Raw genomic sequence first — 17810 nt, 5'->3', positions numbered from 1 at the left:
CAGGCGGCGGCGAGGGCCGCCGGGGGCCCTCGCCGCCTGTGGGGCGCTGCCGGCACGTGAGCGCGGCGCGCCTGTCCTCGCCTCACTCGAGCTGGATGCCCCTGATGACCACCTTCTCCCAGCTGCCGTCGTCGGCGACCGCGTAGGCGTAGAGGCCCATCACGCGGTTCGCGGGCGTGCCGTCGGTGCCTACGAAGGTGATCTCGCCCGAGACGCCGGGGAAGTTCTCGAGCTGCATGAGGGCGTCGCGCACGGCGGCCGGGTCGTCGGAGCCGGCGGCCTCGATCGCCGCGACGACGACCTTGTAGGCGTCGGCGCCGGCCAGCACGAAGCCGGTGAAGCCGGCGTCGGGGTACTGCTCGCGGTAGACCTCGCCGAACGCCGTGGCACGCTCCGCGGCCTCGCCCGAGAGCACCTCGGGCTCGCCGAAGCTCGTGAACGTGTAGCCGTCGAACGCCTGGCCGCCGCCCTCGGGGCACTGCGCGTCGTCGGAGGCGTCGCCGCCGAGGATCGGCACGTCGAAGCCCTGCTGCCTGACCTGCGGGATCAGCGTCGCCGCCTCGGCGCAGAAGCCGGTGTAGTAGATCATCGTCGGGTCGAACGAGCGCAGGTCGTTGATCTGGGCCGAGAAGTCGACGGTGTTGGCCGTGAAGTCGAGGACGATGGTCTGTCCGCCCATCTCCTCGAGCGCCTCCTGGAAGAAGCCGCTGAGGCCGACCGAGTAGTCGTCGTCCTGCTGCCTGAAGATGGCGACGCGCTCACCGTGCCCCTCGTTCCAGGCCCACTGGGCCGCGACGCGGCCCTGGAACTGGTCGGTGTAGGGGATGCGGAAGATGAAGTCGCCCACCTGCGTGGTGGCCGGGTTCGTCGAGCCGGTCGACACCATCACGACGCCGGCGTCCTGCAGCACGCCCGCGGCCGGGATCGAGTGGGAGGAGGCGTAGGTGCCGAGCACCGCCACGGCGCCCTCGTCGACGAAGCGGTTCGCGCAGGCGATCGAGCCCTCCGGCGTGCTGGCGTTGTCGCAGATCGAGAGCTCGATCGGGCGGCCGAGGACCTCGTCCTGCTGCATGTGGGCGACCCTGATGCCGTTGAGCGTGTCGTTGCCCGTCACGGTCATGCGCCCTGACAGCTCGAGGTTGACGCCGATGACGATGGGCTCCTGCGCCGCCGCGGCGCCTAGCGCGGCGAACAGAGCCGACAACAGAACGAACCTTCTCATCCCGTTCCTCCCAACGTGAGCGGTTGCCCTCTGGCCCGCGGGGCCACGCGGAAACGCGTCCCAGGGCGACTTCTTGCGTCGTGGCCGACAGCGCGATGATAGGCGCGTCCACGGGGGCTGTCAACGAAGGGACGCGAGCGCGGGGAAACGCGAGTGTGCTCAACGCCTCACGTCCTGCCCCGCTATCCTCAGCCTCGAGGGAGCGCCGGGGGGAGGACCGGCGCCGCGATCGGAGGAGATATGCGCAGACACGCCACACGCGCCGCGGTAGCCCTGGCGCTCGCGGCCAGCCTCGCCGCCTGCTCCCCCACGCCTTCCGGGCCGACGATGACGGCCGCGGAGGCCGCCGACAGGGTCAGCTCTCTGGGCATGGGGGCCGGCGGCGTGCTCGCCGACCCGGCGGTCGCCGACCTCGGCCAGGCGCTGGACGACATCGCGCCGGCCGGCCTGCCGGAGGGCGACGGTCACCAGCTCCCTCGCGGCGTCTACGAGCTGGACTCCGAGAGCGGCACCTGGGTGCAGGTCGGCGACTCCGACGACCTCGAGCTCGACTGGACCACTGACCCGGATGGCCTGCCGGCCGAGCTGCTCGTCGACTGGGACGCCTCCGGGCCGACCGTGACGCGGACGCTCGCCGCCGGCGGTCAGGTCGAGCTGCCCACCGGGGCGAACGCCACGCTCACCGTGGACGGGGAGGTCGTGGTCGACCTCGACCAGACCGGCACCTGGCCGGAGAACCAGTGCGGCACGCTTACCGAGCCGGGCGACCTCTACCTGGACGGCCAGGTGACGCACGGCGACGCGACGCTCGTCGTGGACATGGTGGGGTTCAGCGTCGACGCCGGCGAGGCGACGGCCACCGCTGACGGCTCGGGCGGCCTCGAGCTGACGGTGCCCGCCGGACGGGCGTGGGTGGACTGGGACGCGAGCCTCGAGCTCGACATCACGCGCGACGAGGCGACCTGCGAGATCACCGACGGGAAGGTGACCTCCGGCCGGCTGCGCGTCGACGCCGGCGTCGACGCCGAGGACGGCGAGGGCAGCGTCGGCTTCGCCACCGACTTCGCGCCCGTCACCGACCCCTCTACGGCGGAAACTACCGGTCTGGCCCTGACGAACGGCCGCCTGACCATCGACGGCGAGCTGGCCGTGACCTGGGACGGCGTGCTCGACGACGCCGACGGCGACGGCGTGCCCGGCGAGAACCTCGAGCTGACGTTCGAGGACGGCACGATGACGCTCGAGGAGTTCATCAGGGAGCAGTTCGGCCTGGCGCTCCTCGGCTCGCGGGTGCTGGGGGCGCTGCGCTAGGCGCGCCGCCTCACTCGTCTCGCGGGTCGAGGGCGTCGCGCAGGCCGTCGCCGAAGAGGTTGAAGGCCAGCACGGTCAGGAAGATCGACAGGCCCGGGAACACCGCCATCCACGGCGCCTGGACGAGGAAGTTCTTGGCCGTGTTGAGCATGCCGCCCCAGGAGGGCGTGGGCGGCTGGACGCCCAGGCCCAGGAACGACAGGGCCGACTCGGCGATCACGGCCTGAGCGATCGTGAGCGTGGACTGCACGAGCAGCGGCGCGAAGCTGTTCGGGAAGACGTGCCTGGCGATGATGCGCGCGTCGGAGGCGCCCAGAGCCCGCGCGGCCTGCACGTACTCCTCGGCCGCCACCGAGAGCACCTGGGCGCGCGTCAGCCGCACGAACGTCGGCGTGGTGGCGATGCCGATGGCGATCATGGCGTTCGTCAGGCTGGGGCCGAGCGCGGCGGCCAGTGCGATGGCGAGGATCAGGAAGGGGAACGACAGCACGGCGTCGGTCACGCGCATGATGAGCTCGTCCAGGGCGCCGCGGTAGTAGCCGGAGAGCAGGCCGAGCGGCACGCCGATGCCCACGGCGATCGCCACCGAGATCACGCCGGCCACGAGGCTGGCGCGGGCGCCGAAGAGCGTGCGCGAGAGCACGTCGCGGCCGATCTCGTCGGTCCCGAGCGGGTACTCCGCCGAAGGCGGCTGGCGCACGGCGAGGAAGTCGGGGCGCGACGGGTCGTAGGGGGCCAGCCACGGCGCCAGGACGGCCACGGCCACGAACGCGACGATGACCACGGCGCCGATGATGGCGGGGGGACGGCGCAGCAGGCGCCGCAGCGGGCGTCCCAGCGTTCCGCGCGCCGCGGCCTCCTGGGCGCCGGCCTTCGCGGCCGGGAGGGCCTCGACGGTCACCGCGCGCCGATCCGCGGGTCGAGCACCGCGTAGGCCACGTCGACGACCAGGTTGATGAGGATGTAGCCGGTGGCCGTGATGAGCACGACGCCCTGCACCACGGCGTAGTCGCGGTTGAACACGGCGTCCACGATGAGCTTGCCGAAGCCGGGGATCGTGAAGACCTGCTCGGTGAGGACGGCGCCGGACAGCAGCGCGCCCAGCTGCAGGCCGAGGATCGTCACGACGGGGATGAGCGCGTTGCGCGCGGCGTGGCGGACGACGACGGCGGCGCCCCGCAGGCCCTTGGCGCGCGCGGTGCGCACGAAGTCCTGCCTCAGCACGCCGAGCATCGAGGAGCGCATCTGGCGCATGAGGACCCCGGCCAGGCCCGTGCCGAGCACGAACGCCGGCATGATCATCCGCTTGAGGTTCTCCCAGACGCCCTCGGAGAGCGGCACGTAGCCGGAAGCGGGCAGCCAGCCGAGCTGCACGGAGACCAGGAGGATCAGCATGATGCCGAGCCAGAAGTTCGGCACCGAGATGCCGGTCAGCGCGAACACGGTGCCGCCGTAGTCGACGGCGGTGCCGCGCCTGACGGCGGCGAGCACGCCGATGGGCAGCGCTATCGCCACGGCCACGAGCATAGAGAGGACGGCCAGCTCGATGGTGACCGGCAGCTTCGAACCGATCAGCCCCAGCACGCGCTCGTTCGTGCGCAGCGACAGGCCGAGGTCGCCGCGCGCGAGCTGCGCCAGCCAGGCCACGTACTGGACCGGCAGCGGGTCGTCGAGCCGGTACTTCTGCCTGATGAAGGCGATGACCTCCGGGTCCTGCTGCTCGCCCGCGAGGATCAGCGCCGGGTCGCCGGGCAGCGAGCGCTGGATGGCGAACACCATCAGCGTCACGATGAACAGCGTCGGTATCGCCGTCAGCGCTCGCCGACCGACGAAGGGCAGCACTGGCTTCTCCCTACCTCAGGCCGCTAGTTCTGGGCGAGGCTCACCCCCTGCAGCCTGATCAGACCGTCAGGGTACGCCTGGAAGCCCTGCAGGTCGGCCCGGTGCGGGAAGAACAGGACCGTGTGGTAGAGGTAGATGATGTGCCTGTCGGGCAGGTAGCGCTCCAGCGCCTGCCGGTACAGGTCGTAGCGGGCCTCCATGGTCGGCGCCGCCCGCGCCTCGTTCAGCAGCCTGTCCACTTCCGGGTCGCAGTAGCCCGACTCGTTCAGCGCCCCTTCGCAGGTGTGGAACTGGTGGATGTTGCCGTCCGGGTCGATGCGTCCCGACCAGCCGACGGGGAACGCGGCGTACTGGCCCTGCTCCTGGAGGTCGAGCGCGGTCGCGAACTCGGTGGCGCGCAGCGTGATGTCGAAGCCGACCTCGCCGGCCATCGCCTGGATCACCTCGCCCACCCTGATCGCCTCGGGGTTGTTCGCGACCATCATCTCGAACTGCACGCGGTCGACGCCGGCCTCGTCGAGGAGCTGACGCGCCCTCTCGACGTCGCGCTCGGGGACAGCGATCTCCGGCACGTACCACGGGCTCGACGGCGGCACCGGCTGGTTGCCCACCACGAACTCGCCGCCGAAGACGACATCGTTGATCGTGTTCCTGTCGATCGCGAGCTCGAACGCCTCGCGGACGCGCGGGTCGGAAGACAGCGGGTCGGTGCGCGGCTCGGGGTTGGCGATGTTGATGGTGATGCCCTGGTAGCCGAGGCTGGGGACGCTCGGGATGACGATGTTGGGGTCGGAGCGCATGACGCCGAGGTCCGTCGGCGCCGGGCGCTCGATCATGTCGAGGTCGCCAGACTGCAGGTTCGCCAGGCGCACGCTGGTGTCGGGGATGGGCAGGAACACGACCCTGTCGAAGTTGATCTCGTCGGCCCGGTAGTAGTCCTCGAACTTCTCGAGGACGATGCGGTCCTGCGCCACCCGCTCGACGAACCGGAACGGCCCCGCGCACACCGGCGCGTTGCCGAAGTCCTCGCCGAGCTCCTCGGCCGCCGTCGGCGACACGATCATGCCGGCGCGGTCGGCGAGCTGCGCGATCAGCGGCGCGAACGGCGTGGTCAGGTGCAGCTCGACGGTGTCGGCGTCGACCACGCTCACGGACTCGAGCTGCTCGAGCTCGCTGGCGCGGTTCGAGCCGGGCAGGTTCTTGGCCCTGTCGAGGCTGTACTTCACGGCCTCGGCGTCCATCGGGGTGCCGTCGTGGAACACCACGTCGGTCCGCAGGTCGATGGTGACGGTCAGCCCGTCCTCCGACACCGTGTAGCCGGTGGCGAGCTGCGGCACGATGTTCGCGGACGTGTCGATGTCGAACAGCTTGTCGCAGAGGCTGGCGAACACGATGCGCCCCACGTAGGTGCGCGCCAGCGCTGGGTCGAGGATGTCCGGGTCCTCGGCCAGCCCGATGCGAAGCGTGGACTGGGCGAGGGCGGCGGTGACCAGGACCGCCGCCGTGACGACGGCCAGATGACGCCTGAGACTCGCGACCATGGTTCCCCTCCCGGCGCCGGCCGCGACGAGCGGTGTCGTCGCTAACGGCCGGCGTTTGCCCTTCGCGCGAAGACTAGTACGCAGCGCCGCGCATGGTCAACGTCGAAGGCTCGGAACGCCGCGCGATGCGCAGGTCGGCGCGGCACGTTATGCTCGCGGCTGAACCGGCGTAGTCCGCGGGCCGCGCTCGCGCCAGTTCAGGCAGGGGAGGGAGCCCGTGCGCATAGACGACCTCGACAAGCGCATAATCGTGGCCTTGGAGGAGGACGGGCGCCGGCCCTACCGCGACATCGCGCGCGACCTCGGCATCGCCGAGGCCACCGTGAGGGCGCGCGTGAACCGCCTCTCGGACGCCGGCCTCATCCGCATCACGGCCGTCGGCGACCCGCTCTCGCTGGGCGTCAGCACGGCCGCGATCACGCTGATCAGGACGCGCCCCGGCACGGTGCACGACGTCGCCGGCAGGCTCGCGCAGCTCCCCAACGTGAGGTTCGTCGGTGTCTCGCTGGGCTCCGCCGACGTCGTGATCCAGACCCTCCACCGCGACATCCGCGCCCTGCACGACTTCGTGGCCGTGGAGCTCCCCCGCCTCGCCCCCGACATCGTGAGCACCGAGACCCTGCAGCTCGCCGACGTGCTCAAGAGCTCGTGGGAGTGGCGCGCCTGGTTCGCCGAGGCGGACGGGGAGCCCGGCGCGACGGAGCTGCCGGCCGAAGGGAAGAGGAGAAGTTGAGCGCCCACGCCAAGTACGAACCCACCTGGGACCTGCCCTACGCCTCGTCGCGCCAGCCGGTCATGGCCGGCGACGTCGTCGCCACCTCGCAGCCGCTGGCCGCCCAGGCCGGGCTCGAGATGCTGCGCCGCGGCGGCAACGCCGTCGACGCCGCGATCGCGACGGCGGCCGCGCTCACGGTCGTGGAGCCCACGGGCAACGGCATCGGCTCCGATGCGTTCGCCCTGGTGTGGGACGGCCGGCGTCTGCACGGCCTGAACGCCTCGGGACGCTCGCCCCTGGGCCTCGACCCCGAGCGCTACCTGGGCCTCGCCGAGGTCCCGCGCGTCGGCTGGGACGCGGTCACGGTGCCCGGCGCCCCATCGGCCTGGGCGGCGCTGTCCGAGCGCTTCGGGCGCATGCCGCTCGAGACCGTCCTCGGCCCCGCCGTGCGCTACGGGGAGGAGGGCTTCCCCGTCTCGCCGCTCATAGCCGCCCAGTGGGCCCGCGCCGTCGAGCACCTCGGGCGCCGCGAGGACTTCGCGGCAGCGTTCATGCCCGGCGGCAGGGCGCCGGCCGCCGGCGAGACATTCAGCTCGCCGGCGCACGCCAGGTCGCTGAGGCTCATCGGTGAGACGAAGGGGGAGGCGCTCTACCGCGGCGAGCTGGGAGACGCGCTCGTCGCGCACGCGCGGGCCGAGGGCGCGGCCATGTCCCACGAGGACCTGGCGGCGCACGCCCCCGAGTGGGTCGAGCCGCTGAGCGCCTGCGTGGGCGGGTACGAGCTGTGGGAGCTGCCGCCCAACGGCCAGGGGATCGCCGCGCTGGAGGCGCTGGCGCTGGCCCGCCTGGCGGGCGTCGAGGAGCTCGAGGTGGACAGCGCCGACTGGGTGCACGTCCAGGTGGAGGCCATGAAGCTGGCGTTCGCCGACGCGCACGCCCACGTGGCCGACCCCGCGCGCATGGGGCTCGACCCGCGCGACCTGCTCGACGACGGCTACCTGGCGGAACGCGCCCGCCTCATCGACCGCCGGCGCGCCGGCGACCCCGGCCACGGCGAGCCGCGCCCCGGCGGCACCGTCTACCTCTGCGCCGCCGACTCGTCGGGGATGATGGTGTCCTTCATCCAGTCGAACTACCGCGGCTTCGGCTCCGGCGTGGTGGTGCCCGGCACGGGCATCGCCCTGACCAACCGCGGCAACTGCTTCTCCACGGTGCGGGGCCACCCGAACGCCGTGGCCCCCGGCGCGCGCCCTTACAACACGATCATCCCCGGCATGCTCACGAGCGGCGGCACGGCGTTGGCGGCGCTCGGCGTGATGGGCGGGCCGATGCAGCCGCAGGGCCACCTCCAGGTGACGCTGCGGATGGTCGTCCACGGCCAGAACCCGCAGGCGGCCAGCGACGCCCCGCGCTGGCAGGTCGCGGGCGGCCGCCGGCTGCTGCTCGAGCCCGGCTTCCCGCCCGAGGTCGTGCAGGAGCTCGCGGACCGCGGCCACGACGTGCGCGTCACCGAGCCGCACGAGGCGGGGGCCTTCGGCGGCGCCCAGCTCATCGCGCGCCTGGCGGGCGGCGGCTACGTGGCCGGCAGCGACCACCGCAAGGACGGTCAGGCCGTCGGGTTCTGAGCCGGCGCCCGCGCTGTAACGCCGGTGTGACGCCACGGCTGGTCCCATGACCGCGAAGGAGGTCGGTCATGTACCTGGTCGTGGGAGCCACGGGGACGCTGGGCGGGAGCATCGCCAAGAGGCTGCTGGAGGACGGCGAGGAGGTCCGGGCGCTGGTGCGCGAGTCGTCGCCGGCCCGGTCCGCCGCAGCGCACACGGACCCGGACGAGCTGAGGCGGGCGGGCGCGGAGGTCGTGCACGGCGACCTCCACGACCTCGGGAGCCTGCGGGCGGCGCTGCGGGGCGTGCGCGTCGTCGTGAGCACGGCTTCCGGCACGAAGCGGGCGCCCCCCGACACGACGGCGGCCGTCGACGCGTCGGGCACCGCCAACCTGGCACGCGCTGCGGCGTCGGCGGGGGTGGACAAGCTGCTCCTGGTCTCGGCCGGCGGCGCCGGACCCGACGCCCCTCCCGGGGTGTTCCAGGACAAGTGGCGCGGCGAGGAAGCCGTGCGCGCGAGCGGGGTGCCCCACGTGATCCTGCGTCCGGGGCGCTTCATGGGCGACTGGATCGGGTTCCTCGTCGGCGCGCAGCTCGGCGGCGGGGTCGTCGAGCTCGTGGGCGACGGCTCGCAGGCCACCGCGTTCGTGGACGAGCCGGACGTCGCCGCCGTCGCGGCCTACTTGGCGCGCGACGAGCGTACCGGGCCGGCCGAGGTCGTCCACCTGGCAGCGGAGCGCGCCACTTTCCCCGATGTCGTAGCCCGCATCGGGAGGCTCATGGGGGCGCAGCTGGGCGTCCGCTACGTCCCCATCGGCGCCGAGGTGACCACGGTCGCGCCCGAGGTGAGGTCGGTGGTCACCCACCTGCTGACGCTGCACGCGGTGGCGCCGGCCTTCGACACCGTCGAGAGGGGCGTCGCGGACCGCTACGGGGTCGGGCTCACGGGCATCGACGCGTTCCTGCGCCGGGCGCTGGCCCCGCAACCGGCGTGACCCCCGGGCGCTCGGCCCGCGCCGCAGGGCCGCGGCTCGCCGCTCGGCCCAGCGCCGCGGCGACGCCGGCCGCGAGCTCGCCCCGCGCCGTCACGGCCTGTACTTGAGGGCCTCCATGAGCTCCTCGACTATCGCCTCGGTGTCGCCACGCTGGGCGGCCGTGGCGACGTGGTCGCGCACGTGTGCCCTCAGCACGGCCTCGGACACCTTCTTCAGCGCGCCCTGGACGGCGCTGACCTGCTTGAGGACGTCCACGCAGTAGACGTCGGGGTCCTCGAGCATGCGCAGCACGCCGTCCACGTGGCCGCGCACGCTCTTGAGCCTGAGCGCGGCGTCCTGGCGGGTCTGGGGGTCGAGGTGGAGGCAGTGGTCTGCGTCCGGGGCGCCCCGCGCCGGCGCCGTGCCGGCGTCCGCGGCGTCGGTCACGGCTGCAGCGGCGCGGCCCTGTAGCCCTCGCCTGTCACGGCGGCGACGAGCTGGGCGGCGTCGGCGGTGCCGACGACCCTGGCCGTGCCGGTGGCGAGGTCGACCCGCGCCTCCGCGACGCCAGGCACCCTCTCGAGCGCGCCCTTGACGGCGGCGACGCAGTGGTTGCAGCTCATGCCTTCGATCCTGAGGTCGGTGGTCGTCTCGCTCATGGCCCCACTCTACCCCACCCCGGGTGGGGTGCTGTGGGCCGGCCTACTCGGGGGGACCCTTGGGCGCCAGTATCGCCGGCGGGTCGCTGGCCGGGAACGTGTCGTCGAGCGCCTCGTCGAGCTCGGCGTCGAGCGCCCGCTGCTGCGACCTGGCGTCGCCGGTGCGCGCGGCGGAGGCCGGGTCGGAGGCGGGGAACGACTGGTCGCCGGCCTCGTCGAGCTCGAGGTCGCCTCGTCCCTCGGCGAGGCGAGCGTCCTTGCCCGCCCCGTGGCGCTCCTCGTACTCGAGGCGCTCCCGGTAGCTCAGCTCCTCGGCGATGGCCTCGGCGCGGGCCTCCAGCTCCTCGAGGCGCCGGTCCTGCTGCTGCCCCGGACGTCCCTCGCGGCGCTCCATGTGGGTGCCTCCTCCCGCCGAGCGTCGGCGGTGCCTCGGCGGATGCGCTCAACCTAGGTTGCCCACATGAGACGGGCATGCCCGTGCCATGGGCTACCGAGCGGGTCCGCCGGGCCGGGATGGTCGGCCCGCGGCAGACGCTGGGAGAGTACGAAGTGAGCCCGTGCGCGGGCGGCTACCGGGACACGACCGCGGCGGAGCGAGGGGACGCGGCGCTCGCCTCCCACTGGCTGCGCAGCAGGCCGTAGACGGCCATGTCGGGCCGGTCGGGACCGAGGTTCTGGCGCCTCAGCACGCCCTCGAAGGTGAAGCCGAGGCGCTCGGCGACGGCGCGGCTGCGCAGGTTCTCGACCTGGGCCAGGACCTCGAGGCGCTCGAACGGCTCCCCGCCCAGGAGGGGCTCGCTGAAGCAGCGGTCGACGAGGGCCCTCACGACCTTCGTGACGACGCCCTGGCCCTCGTGGCGCGCGTCGATCCAGTAGCCGACCGCCCCGCTGCGCGACCGGGCGTCGACGTCGTGCACGCCGGCCGCGCCCACGAGCTCCCCGCCCCGCCAGATCGCCGCCTCCACACCGTGGCCGCGCGCGAAAGACGGCATGGCCTGCTCGACGATGAAGCGCTCCTGCGCCTCCGGCCCGCCCGACCTGGCCCACGGCATCCACCGTGCCAGGCGCTCGCGGTTGGCCTCCACGAGCCGGTAGAGGTCCGCGGCGTCGTCGCGCTCGAAGAGCGCCAGGTAGACGTCGTCGTCCGGGTCGGCGCGCAGGGCGAAGCGCGGCGGCCGGTCCGCCGCGCGTGCCGCGCCGGCGGGGGGCTCGTACTCCTCGCGCAGCAGCCCGAAGATGCTGAGGTCGGCGGGCTCGCCGTCGACCACGATCACGCGGCGCAGCACCGCCTCGGGCCGCAGGCCCAGGCGCTGCACCACGGCCAGGGAGCGCTCGTTGCGCGCATCCAGGCCTATGGCCACCCGGCCCACGCCCCGCTCCGCGAAGAAGTGGTCGATGAGCGCGCGCAGGCTGCGCGTGACCAGCCCCTTGCCCTCGTGCTCCTTGGCGACGAGGTAGCCCACCTCCGTGGAGCCGCCCGCGCCGCCCCACTCGTGCAGCCAGATCAGGCCCATCGGCTCGCCGCGGTAGCACAGCTCGGCGCGCCAGCCGCGCCCCGCGCCGAAGCGCGCGAGCTCGTCGGCCACGAGCTCCTCGACCCACTCCCGCGTGGCCGTCGCGGTCCAGGGGATCCAGCGACGCAGGTGCTCGCGGTCGCGCTCCACCAGCTCGTAGACGCCGGCGGCGTGGTGCAGCTCGGTGAGGCGCAGCGCCAGCTCGTCGTCGAGCCTCAGCGCGAAGCAGTGGTCCGGTGCCGGGTAGTTGGGGTGACGAGAGTCGCCCACCTCGACCTCCGCCCGGATCATCGCACGTCCCCGCCCTCGGCCCGGCGGCCGCGTCGCCGCCCCTCAGTCGGTAGCGGGCGCGTAGATGTCGAGGATCCACCCGGCCACCCGCGTGACGCTAGCGTCGACCTGCCTAAGTAGGGTGAGCACCTCGAGGTGGTGGGAGCTGGACGCCCGCGACTGCGCCAGGCGGGCCTCGAGCCGGGCCAGGTGCGCCAGCCGCATGTCCGCCACGTGCTCCTCCAGCGCCTTGCGGCCCTCGATCACCTGCCTGGCCATCTCCACGTCGGCGGTGGCCAGCGCCGTGAAGGACAGCCTCATCCTCTCGAGGACCATGGCCGCGGTGGACACCAGCTCCGCCCTGCCCTGCTCGCTGAACTCGATGCCCTCCCGGCGCAGGCGCTGCTCGCGCCGGTAGAGGCGCCTGATCTGGTCGCCCACGTTCTCGAGCTCGGTGGCCACCAGCATCAGCCGCTCGCTGGCGTCGTTCTGCTCGTCGCTCTGGCTGCGGAGCTGGGCGAGGTAGTCGACGACCTCCCGCGTGAGCCTGTCGGTCTTCGCCTCGCGGCCCTCTATGGGCCCCGGGTCCCACTTGCCGGAGCCGAGGTTCGCCACGGCCAGCTCGGCCATCACGGCCACCTGGTCGCTGATCCGCACGGTCTCGCGCAGGGCGAGCTTGATGGCCAGCGCGGGGTCGCCGAGCGCGTCGCGCCTGAGGTACTTCGGGGTCGAGTCGTCCTCGCTGGTCGGCACTATCAGCGCCACCAGGCGGGTCACGGGGCCGCCCAGCGCCGTGGCGACGAGCGCGACGGCGAGGTTGAAGAAGGTGTGCGCGTTCGCGACCTGCCTGGCGCCGTCGCCGCCCAGCAGGGCCAGCAGCTCGGCGGTCGGGTGGGCGGCGAAGACCACGGCGATGGCCGCCAGACCCGCCACGATCACGTGCGAGATCGCCACGCGCTGCGCCGCCGAGTCGAGGCCGCGCGACACGACCAGCGGCAGGAACGTGCCGCCGAGGTTGCCGCCCGCCACCAGCGCGAACGCCGTGGGCAGCGAGACCGCCCCGCTGGCCGCGAGGCCGATGGCCACCGCCGCGCCGGCGTTCGAGCTGGCCAGCACGGCGCCCAGCACCACCCCGACGAGGAGCAGCGAGAGGGGCTGCTGCTCGGCGGCGGCCATGACGAGGCGGAACACCTCGCCCTCGGCGAGGCCCTCGATGGCGTCGACGGTCAGGTCGAGGCCGAGGAACAGCAGGCCGACGCCCAGGAGCAGGCCGCCCAGCGCGCGGCCACGCCCCCACAGCGAGAGGAAGAAGCCGACTCCCACGAGCGGCAGGGCGTACTCGGAGACGTTGAAGGCCGCCAGCTGGATCGCGCCGGTGGCCCCGAGCTTGGCGCCGACCGACATCGCGAGCCCGCTGGCGGGCGACACGATGCCCGTGGCGACCATCGTCAGCGCCGTCACGGCCAGCGCCGTGCCGCTCTGCGTCATGGCGCCCACGGCCGTGGCGGTGCCGAGGGCCGCGACGGGCGAGCCCGTGGCGGCGGCCATCCAGCGCCGCGCCGTGGGCCCGGCGGCGGCCTCCAGCCCCTCCGAGACGCGGTTGACGCCCAGCAGGAACAGCGCGAGGCCGCCGAGCATCGTGAGGAGCATGCCGCCTACGTCCCTTCCGCGCCCGGGGCGCCGTCGAGGAGTGAGTCTATGACGAAGCCGCGGCGCGGCCCCGTGAAACGTGACCCCGCGCACCCGACCCGCCGCCCGCGGACGCGCGCGCCGTGTCTCCCACCGTCCGCGGCGGGGTCCGCGCGGAGCGGGACGCGTGATAACCTTCGCGGGTCAGTCCACAAGCCATAGTGCGCTAGGAGGGAACCATGCTGTCGCGAGTCGCCATCGTCCTCGCCGTCCTCATGGCCGGCGTGGCGTTGGCCCAGGAACCCGTCCGCATCGGCGTCATCACCAGCATCACCGGCCGCTTCGCCGAGTTCGGCGAGCAGCACCAGGCCGGCATCCAGGTGGCCCTCGAGGACGTCAACGCCGCCGGGGGCATCAACGGCAGGCCGGTCGAGATCGTGTGGGAGGACGACACCTCCGACGTGAACGCCGCCCTGGCCGCGGCCGAGCGCCTCGTCAACCAGGACCTGCCGCTCGTCATGGGCGCCTACTCCTCCTCGATCACCAACCCGCTGGCGCAGTACTTCACGCGCCAGGAGCGCCCGTTCCTCGTGTTCACCTCCTCCGACGACGCCATCACCCGGCCCGGCTCGGAGTGGGTCTTCCGCATCAACCAGCCGTCGTTCGCCTACGCCGAGATCCTCTTCGACGTCTTCGACCAGATCAGGGCGGACAAGGGCGAGGACTACCTCCAGACGATCGTCACGGTCCACGGCAACGGCGCCTTCGAGACCGCCGTGGCCGACGCCGTCGACCTCCTCGCCGAGGAGCGCGGCTACACGGTGCTCGACCGCCAGGACTACGACCAGTCAGGCTCCGACTTCAGGCCCATCCTCAACCGCTTCAAGGGCCTGAACCCCGACATCGTGTTCATGGTCTCCTACGCCGCCGACTCGGTCGCGCTGGCCAGGCAGATCCAGGAGGTCGGCCTCGACGCCAAGGTGTTCGCCGGCGGCGCCGCGGGCTTCGCCCTGCCGAACTTCATCGAGGGCGCCGGACCGGCCGCCGACTACGTCTACACGGCCACGATGTGGACGAAGGACGTGCCCTACCCCGGCGCCCAGGAGCTGAACGACAGGCTCGCCGAGGTCCTCGGACGCACGCCCAGCTACCACGCGGCCCAGGCCTACGCCGCCGTGATCACGGCCGTCGACGTCCTCAGCCGCGCCGCGTCGTTCTCGCCCGAGGACGTGAGGGCCGCGCTCGAGGCCACGAACATGCCGACCACCGTCTACGGGCCGATCTCGTTCACCGACTACCAGGGCTACACGAACCAGGCCCGGCTGCCCGCGGTCGCGCAGCAGGTGCAGGACGGCCAGTTCGTCACCGTCTACGTGAACGGGCAGGTCATCAGCCCGATGGTCGACACGCCCTCCTGGGCCGAGCGCTGAGCCAGGGTCCTAGGAGCGGGGCGAGCTGACGAGGTGGAAGGGCTCGTCCCGCTCCTCCAGAACGTCACCGGCGGCCTGCTGATCGGGGGCATCTACGCGCTCATCGGCGTGGGGCTGTCACTGATCTTCGGCGTCATGCGGGTGATCAACTTCGCGCATGGCGACTTCGTCGCGATCGGCATGTACCTCGCCATCGCGCTGTTCCGCGACCTCGGCTTCGACCCCTACCTGACGCTGGCCATCGCCCTGCCGGGCGGCGTGATCGCGGGCTGGGTCGTCCAGCGCATCGCCCTCTCCCGCCTCGTCGACGCGCCGGGCGACAGCACCCTGCTCGCCACCCTCGGCCTCTCGCTGGTCGTCGCCAACGCGCTGTTCCTGCTGTTCGGCGCCGAGCCGGCCTCGATCTACGTCCCCTACGCCACCGCGACCGTGGGCGTGGGCGGCGTGCGCCTGCCGGTGGCGCAGCTCATCGCCGGCGGCATCACGCTGGTCGTGATCGCGGCGCTGTGGCTGCTCCTCAACCGCACCGAGGTGGGCCGCGCCGTGCGCGCCACCGCCCAGAACCGCCTGGGCGCGGAGCTCGTCGGCATCGACACGCGGCGGGTCCACGCGCTGGTCTTCGGAGTCGGCATGGCGCTGGCGATGTGCGCCGGCGTGATCCTCGCCCCGCTGCTGTTCGCGGTGCCGACCGTCGGCTCGAGCTACACGCTCAAGGCGTTCGTCGTCACGGTCCTGGGCGGCCTCGGCAGCGTGCCGGGGGCGATCGGGGGCGGTCTCCTGCTGGGCGTCGTCGAGTTCCTCGGCGCCTCCTACCTCTCGTCCGGCTACCGCGACGCCTACGGCCTGTTCGCGTTCCTGCTCGTGCTCCTCTTCAGGCCCCAGGGCCTGTTCGGGCGCGAGGTCAAGCGCGTATGAGCCCGTGGGGGAAGGCCGCATGAACCCGCTCGGGAGCCGAGCATGAGCCCGCACGGGAGTCGCGCATGAGCCCGCGGGGCGCGTGGCTGCGCCTCGGCGGCGTCGCCCTCCTCGGCCTGGCCTGGTTCCTGCTCCTGCCCGACTACCGCACCCTGGGCGTCAACCTGATGCTCCTGGCCGGCTGGGCGAGCGCCTGGGACCTGCTGGGCGGCTGGTCGGGCCAGACCTCGCTGGGGCACGCGGCGTTCGTGGGACTGGGCGCCTACACGATCGGCGTCACGGCCAACCGCTGGGACCTGGCCCCGTGGTGGGGCGCCCTGCTGGCGATGGCGCTGGCGGCCGCCCTGGCCCTGCTGTGGGGCAAGGTGACGTTCCGGCTGCGCGGCTCCTACTTCGTGCTCTCGACGATCGCCGTGGCCGAGATCCTCAGGCTCGTGGCGATCAACCAGCGGGGGCTCACCGGCGGCGCCGTCGGCCTGTTCATCTTCGACCTCGAGGAGCCGTTCGGGCTCGACCTCTTCGACCGCGCCGTCGAGTTCTGGTTCGCGCTCGGGTACCTGCTGCTGGCGCTGGCGGTGGTGGCGGTGATCACGCACGGGCGCCTCGGCTACCAGATGCGCGCCGTGCGCGAGGACGAGCCCTCGGCGGAGGCCGCCGGCGTGGACCCCGAGGCCGTCAAGCTGCGGGCCTTCGCGATCTCCGGCGCCCTCACCGCGCTGGGCGGCTGCCTCTACGGCGTCGTGCTGTCCGCGCTGCAGCCCCAGCCGATGTTCGAGCTGCACCTCTCGGTGCGCATCGCCCTCGTCGCGATCATCGGCGGGCGCGGCACGCTGTTCGGCCCGCTCGTCGGCGCGGCCCTGCTCACCCTGGCGGCCGAGCTGTTCAGGAACGCGTTCGCCGAGGCGAACCTGCTCATCTACGGCGCTCTCATCGTCGTCGTCGTGCTGTTCGCGCCCCACGGGCTCGTGGGCGAGCTGAACAGGCGGCTCGTGAGGAGGCGGTATGCCCGCAGCGCTCGAGGCTGAGCGCGTCACCGTCACGTTCGGCGGCCTCACGGCCGTGAACGGCGTGTCGCTGAGCGTGCCGCAGGGGGCGATCGTCGGGCTCATCGGGCCGAACGGCGCCGGGAAGACGACCCTCTTCAACGCCCTCACCGGCCACGTGCGCGCCCGCGGCGAGGTCAGGCTGCTCGGGCGGCGCGTCACGCGCCTGCCCGCCTACGCGCGCACGCGCCTCGGCATGGGCAGGACCTTCCAGGTCGAGAGGCCCTTCTCCGCGCTCACGGTCCTCGAGAACGTGCTGGTGAGCGCGTTCCTCCGCACCGCCGACAGGCGCGAGGCCGAGCGTCGAGCGCGCGCCGCCCTCGACACCGTGGGACTCGGCGACAGGGCGCTGCAGCCGGCCGGCGACCTCAACCTCGCTCGCCGGCGGCGCCTGGAGCTGGCGCGGGCCCTGGCGACGGAGCCGCAGGTGCTCTTCCTCGACGAGCTGATGGCCGGCCTGAACCCGCCGGCGCTGCGCGACATGATCGAGTTCGTCCGCGGCCTGGCGCGCACCGGCATGGCGATCGTGATGGTCGAGCACATCATGCAGGCGGTCACGGAGCTCTGCGACGAGGTCTACGTGCTGGCCTTCGGCGAGCTCATCGCCAGGGGGGCGCCGCGGGAGGTGGTCAGCGACCCGCGCGTCGTCGAGGCCTACCTGGGGGTCGACGAGGATGAGTGAGCCCCGCGCGGCCCCCGCGCCGGCGGCAGCGTCGCCGGACGCCGCCCCACCGCCGGAGCCGGTGCTCGAGCTCGTGGACGCCGACCTCGGCTACGGCGAGCTGCAGGTCGTGTTCGGGGTCAGCCTCGGCGTGGGCGCCGGCGAGCTCGTGGGCCTGGTCGGCGGCAACGGCAGCGGCAAGTCGACGATCCTGCGCGCGGTGTCGGGGATGATCCGTCCGTGGCGCGGGCGCGTCGTCTTGGGGGGCGAGGACGTCACCGGGCTCACCCCGCACGAGCTGGCGCTGCGCGGCCTCGCGCACGTCCCCATGGGCAGGCAGCTCTTCCCCGACATGACGGTCGAGGAGAACCTGGGCCTCGGCGCCTACCTGAGGCCGGCGCGCGCCAGGCGCAAGGAGGGGTTCGCGGCCGTCTACGAGCTCTTCCCCGACCTCTACGACAAGCGCCGGGTCCCGGCCGG

Annotated in this window: 18 protein-coding genes; 9 read left to right on the top strand and 9 right to left on the bottom strand. The window is 73.1% G+C overall.

The features are described 5' to 3' along the window. Positions 1 to 82 precede the first annotated feature (82 nt). A complete protein-coding gene (locus VF202_10650; GenBank protein ID HEX7040565.1) occupies positions 83 to 1222 on the bottom strand; it encodes an ABC transporter substrate-binding protein in 1140 nt (379 codons plus the stop codon). A 240-nt stretch (positions 1223 to 1462) separates the two neighbouring features. Between VF202_10650 and VF202_10645 the strand changes: the two genes are divergently transcribed. After that, positions 1463 to 2533: a hypothetical protein gene (locus VF202_10645; protein HEX7040564.1), complete on the top strand. Its 1071-nt coding sequence runs from the start codon at positions 1463 to 1465 to the stop codon at positions 2531 to 2533. 10 nt (positions 2534 to 2543) lie between these two features. Here VF202_10645 and VF202_10640 read toward each other — a convergent pair whose 3' ends face one another. Genes VF202_10640 through VF202_10630 form a run of 3 tightly spaced genes read right to left on the bottom strand, consistent with a single transcriptional unit; the run spans position 2544 to position 5916 of the window. After that, positions 2544 to 3434, bottom strand: a complete 891-nt coding sequence (locus VF202_10640; protein ID HEX7040563.1) for an ABC transporter permease — start codon at positions 3432 to 3434, stop codon at positions 2544 to 2546. Beyond that, positions 3431 to 4375: an ABC transporter permease gene (locus VF202_10635; GenBank protein ID HEX7040562.1), complete on the bottom strand. Its 945-nt coding sequence runs from the start codon at positions 4373 to 4375 to the stop codon at positions 3431 to 3433. Before VF202_10635 ends, VF202_10640 begins: the two co-directional genes overlap by 4 nt. Positions 4376 to 4398: 23 nt before the next feature. Then, positions 4399 to 5916 carry an ABC transporter substrate-binding protein gene (locus tag VF202_10630; GenBank protein HEX7040561.1) on the bottom strand — a complete coding sequence of 506 codons (1518 nt, stop codon included), beginning with the start codon at positions 5914 to 5916 and terminating at the stop codon, positions 4399 to 4401. Between the two features lie 217 nt (positions 5917 to 6133). Here VF202_10630 and VF202_10625 point away from each other — a divergent pair, with 217 nt between their 5' ends. The 3 genes from VF202_10625 to VF202_10615 all read left to right on the top strand — a co-directional run bounded on the left by VF202_10625 (position 6134) and on the right by VF202_10615 (position 9230). Then, complete coding sequence (locus VF202_10625) at positions 6134 to 6649, top strand: Lrp/AsnC family transcriptional regulator (protein ID HEX7040560.1); 516 nt, start codon at positions 6134 to 6136, stop codon at positions 6647 to 6649. Continuing rightward, a complete protein-coding gene (locus tag VF202_10620; GenBank protein ID HEX7040559.1) occupies positions 6646 to 8256 on the top strand; it encodes a gamma-glutamyltransferase family protein in 1611 nt (536 codons plus the stop codon). Before VF202_10625 ends, VF202_10620 begins: the two co-directional genes overlap by 4 nt. Before the next feature lie 68 nt (positions 8257 to 8324). Next, entirely contained in the window at positions 8325 to 9230 is a 906-nt protein-coding gene (locus tag VF202_10615; GenBank protein ID HEX7040558.1) for an NmrA family NAD(P)-binding protein, read from the top strand. A 90-nt stretch (positions 9231 to 9320) separates the two neighbouring features. On the opposite strand, the gene VF202_10610 is transcribed toward VF202_10615, so the two are convergent. The 5 genes from VF202_10610 to VF202_10590 all read right to left on the bottom strand — a co-directional run bounded on the left by VF202_10610 (position 9321) and on the right by VF202_10590 (position 13302). Then, entirely contained in the window at positions 9321 to 9656 is a 336-nt protein-coding gene (locus VF202_10610; protein HEX7040557.1) for a metal-sensitive transcriptional regulator, read from the bottom strand. Next, on the bottom strand, positions 9653 to 9868 hold the full coding sequence (locus VF202_10605) for a heavy-metal-associated domain-containing protein (GenBank protein HEX7040556.1): 216 nt from the start codon (positions 9866 to 9868) through the stop codon (positions 9653 to 9655). Before VF202_10605 ends, VF202_10610 begins: the two co-directional genes overlap by 4 nt. 43 nt (positions 9869 to 9911) lie before the next feature. After that, complete coding sequence (locus tag VF202_10600; GenBank protein ID HEX7040555.1) at positions 9912 to 10262, bottom strand: hypothetical protein; 351 nt, start codon at positions 10260 to 10262, stop codon at positions 9912 to 9914. 175 nt (positions 10263 to 10437) lie between these two features. Then, positions 10438 to 11673 (bottom strand): GNAT family protein, encoded by a 1236-nt coding sequence (locus VF202_10595; protein ID HEX7040554.1) that lies wholly within the window; start codon positions 11671 to 11673, stop codon positions 10438 to 10440. A gap of 42 nt (positions 11674 to 11715) precedes the next feature. Beyond that, positions 11716 to 13302, bottom strand: a complete 1587-nt coding sequence (locus VF202_10590) for a Na/Pi symporter (GenBank protein HEX7040553.1) — start codon at positions 13300 to 13302, stop codon at positions 11716 to 11718. 218 nt (positions 13303 to 13520) lie between these two features. Between VF202_10590 and VF202_10585 the strand changes: the two genes are divergently transcribed. From VF202_10585 to VF202_10565, 5 genes are all read left to right on the top strand, one after another. Next, positions 13521 to 14711: an ABC transporter substrate-binding protein gene (locus tag VF202_10585; GenBank protein HEX7040552.1), complete on the top strand. Its 1191-nt coding sequence runs from the start codon at positions 13521 to 13523 to the stop codon at positions 14709 to 14711. A 33-nt stretch (positions 14712 to 14744) separates the two neighbouring features. Beyond that, on the top strand, positions 14745 to 15626 hold the full coding sequence (locus VF202_10580) for a branched-chain amino acid ABC transporter permease (GenBank protein HEX7040551.1): 882 nt from the start codon (positions 14745 to 14747) through the stop codon (positions 15624 to 15626). Between the two features lie 65 nt (positions 15627 to 15691). Further along, the gene (locus tag VF202_10575) at positions 15692 to 16651 is read left to right on the top strand and encodes a branched-chain amino acid ABC transporter permease (protein ID HEX7040550.1); all 960 of its coding nucleotides are present in this window, start codon (positions 15692 to 15694) and stop codon (positions 16649 to 16651) included. Further along, the gene (locus tag VF202_10570; protein ID HEX7040549.1) at positions 16629 to 17351 is read left to right on the top strand and encodes an ATP-binding cassette domain-containing protein; all 723 of its coding nucleotides are present in this window, start codon (positions 16629 to 16631) and stop codon (positions 17349 to 17351) included. The genes VF202_10575 and VF202_10570 overlap by 23 nt, the downstream gene beginning before the upstream one ends. A gap of 61 nt (positions 17352 to 17412) precedes the next feature. Beyond that, a partial coding sequence (locus VF202_10565; GenBank protein ID HEX7040548.1) for an ATP-binding cassette domain-containing protein occupies positions 17413 to 17810 on the top strand: 398 nt, incomplete at its 3' end.

The sequence above is a fragment of the Trueperaceae bacterium genome (assembly GCA_036381035.1).
In the GTDB taxonomy this organism is placed as follows: Bacteria; Deinococcota; Deinococci; order Deinococcales; family Trueperaceae; genus DASRWD01.
This window is presented reverse-complemented; position numbering and strand designations above follow the sequence as displayed.

What these genes read in the sequence shown, in the direction of transcription:
- VF202_10575 (HEX7040550.1), top strand. Translation starts at nt 15,692, where the DNA reads ATGAGCCCGCGGGGCGCGTGGCTGCGCCTCGGCGGCGTCGCCCTCCTC.
- VF202_10590 (HEX7040553.1), bottom strand. Translation starts at nt 13,302, where the DNA reads ATGCTCCTCACGATGCTCGGCGGCCTCGCGCTGTTCCTGCTGGGCGTC.
- VF202_10595 (HEX7040554.1), bottom strand. Translation starts at nt 11,673, where the DNA reads ATGATCCGGGCGGAGGTCGAGGTGGGCGACTCTCGTCACCCCAACTAC.
- VF202_10645 (HEX7040564.1), top strand. Translation starts at nt 1,463, where the DNA reads ATGCGCAGACACGCCACACGCGCCGCGGTAGCCCTGGCGCTCGCGGCC.
- VF202_10615 (HEX7040558.1), top strand. Translation starts at nt 8,325, where the DNA reads ATGTACCTGGTCGTGGGAGCCACGGGGACGCTGGGCGGGAGCATCGCC.
- VF202_10600 (HEX7040555.1), bottom strand. Translation starts at nt 10,262, where the DNA reads ATGGAGCGCCGCGAGGGACGTCCGGGGCAGCAGCAGGACCGGCGCCTC.
- VF202_10630 (HEX7040561.1), bottom strand. Translation starts at nt 5,916, where the DNA reads ATGGTCGCGAGTCTCAGGCGTCATCTGGCCGTCGTCACGGCGGCGGTC.
- VF202_10605 (HEX7040556.1), bottom strand. Translation starts at nt 9,868, where the DNA reads ATGAGCGAGACGACCACCGACCTCAGGATCGAAGGCATGAGCTGCAAC.
- VF202_10650 (HEX7040565.1), bottom strand. Translation starts at nt 1,222, where the DNA reads ATGAGAAGGTTCGTTCTGTTGTCGGCTCTGTTCGCCGCGCTAGGCGCC.
- VF202_10570 (HEX7040549.1), top strand. Translation starts at nt 16,629, where the DNA reads ATGCCCGCAGCGCTCGAGGCTGAGCGCGTCACCGTCACGTTCGGCGGC.
- VF202_10585 (HEX7040552.1), top strand. Translation starts at nt 13,521, where the DNA reads ATGCTGTCGCGAGTCGCCATCGTCCTCGCCGTCCTCATGGCCGGCGTG.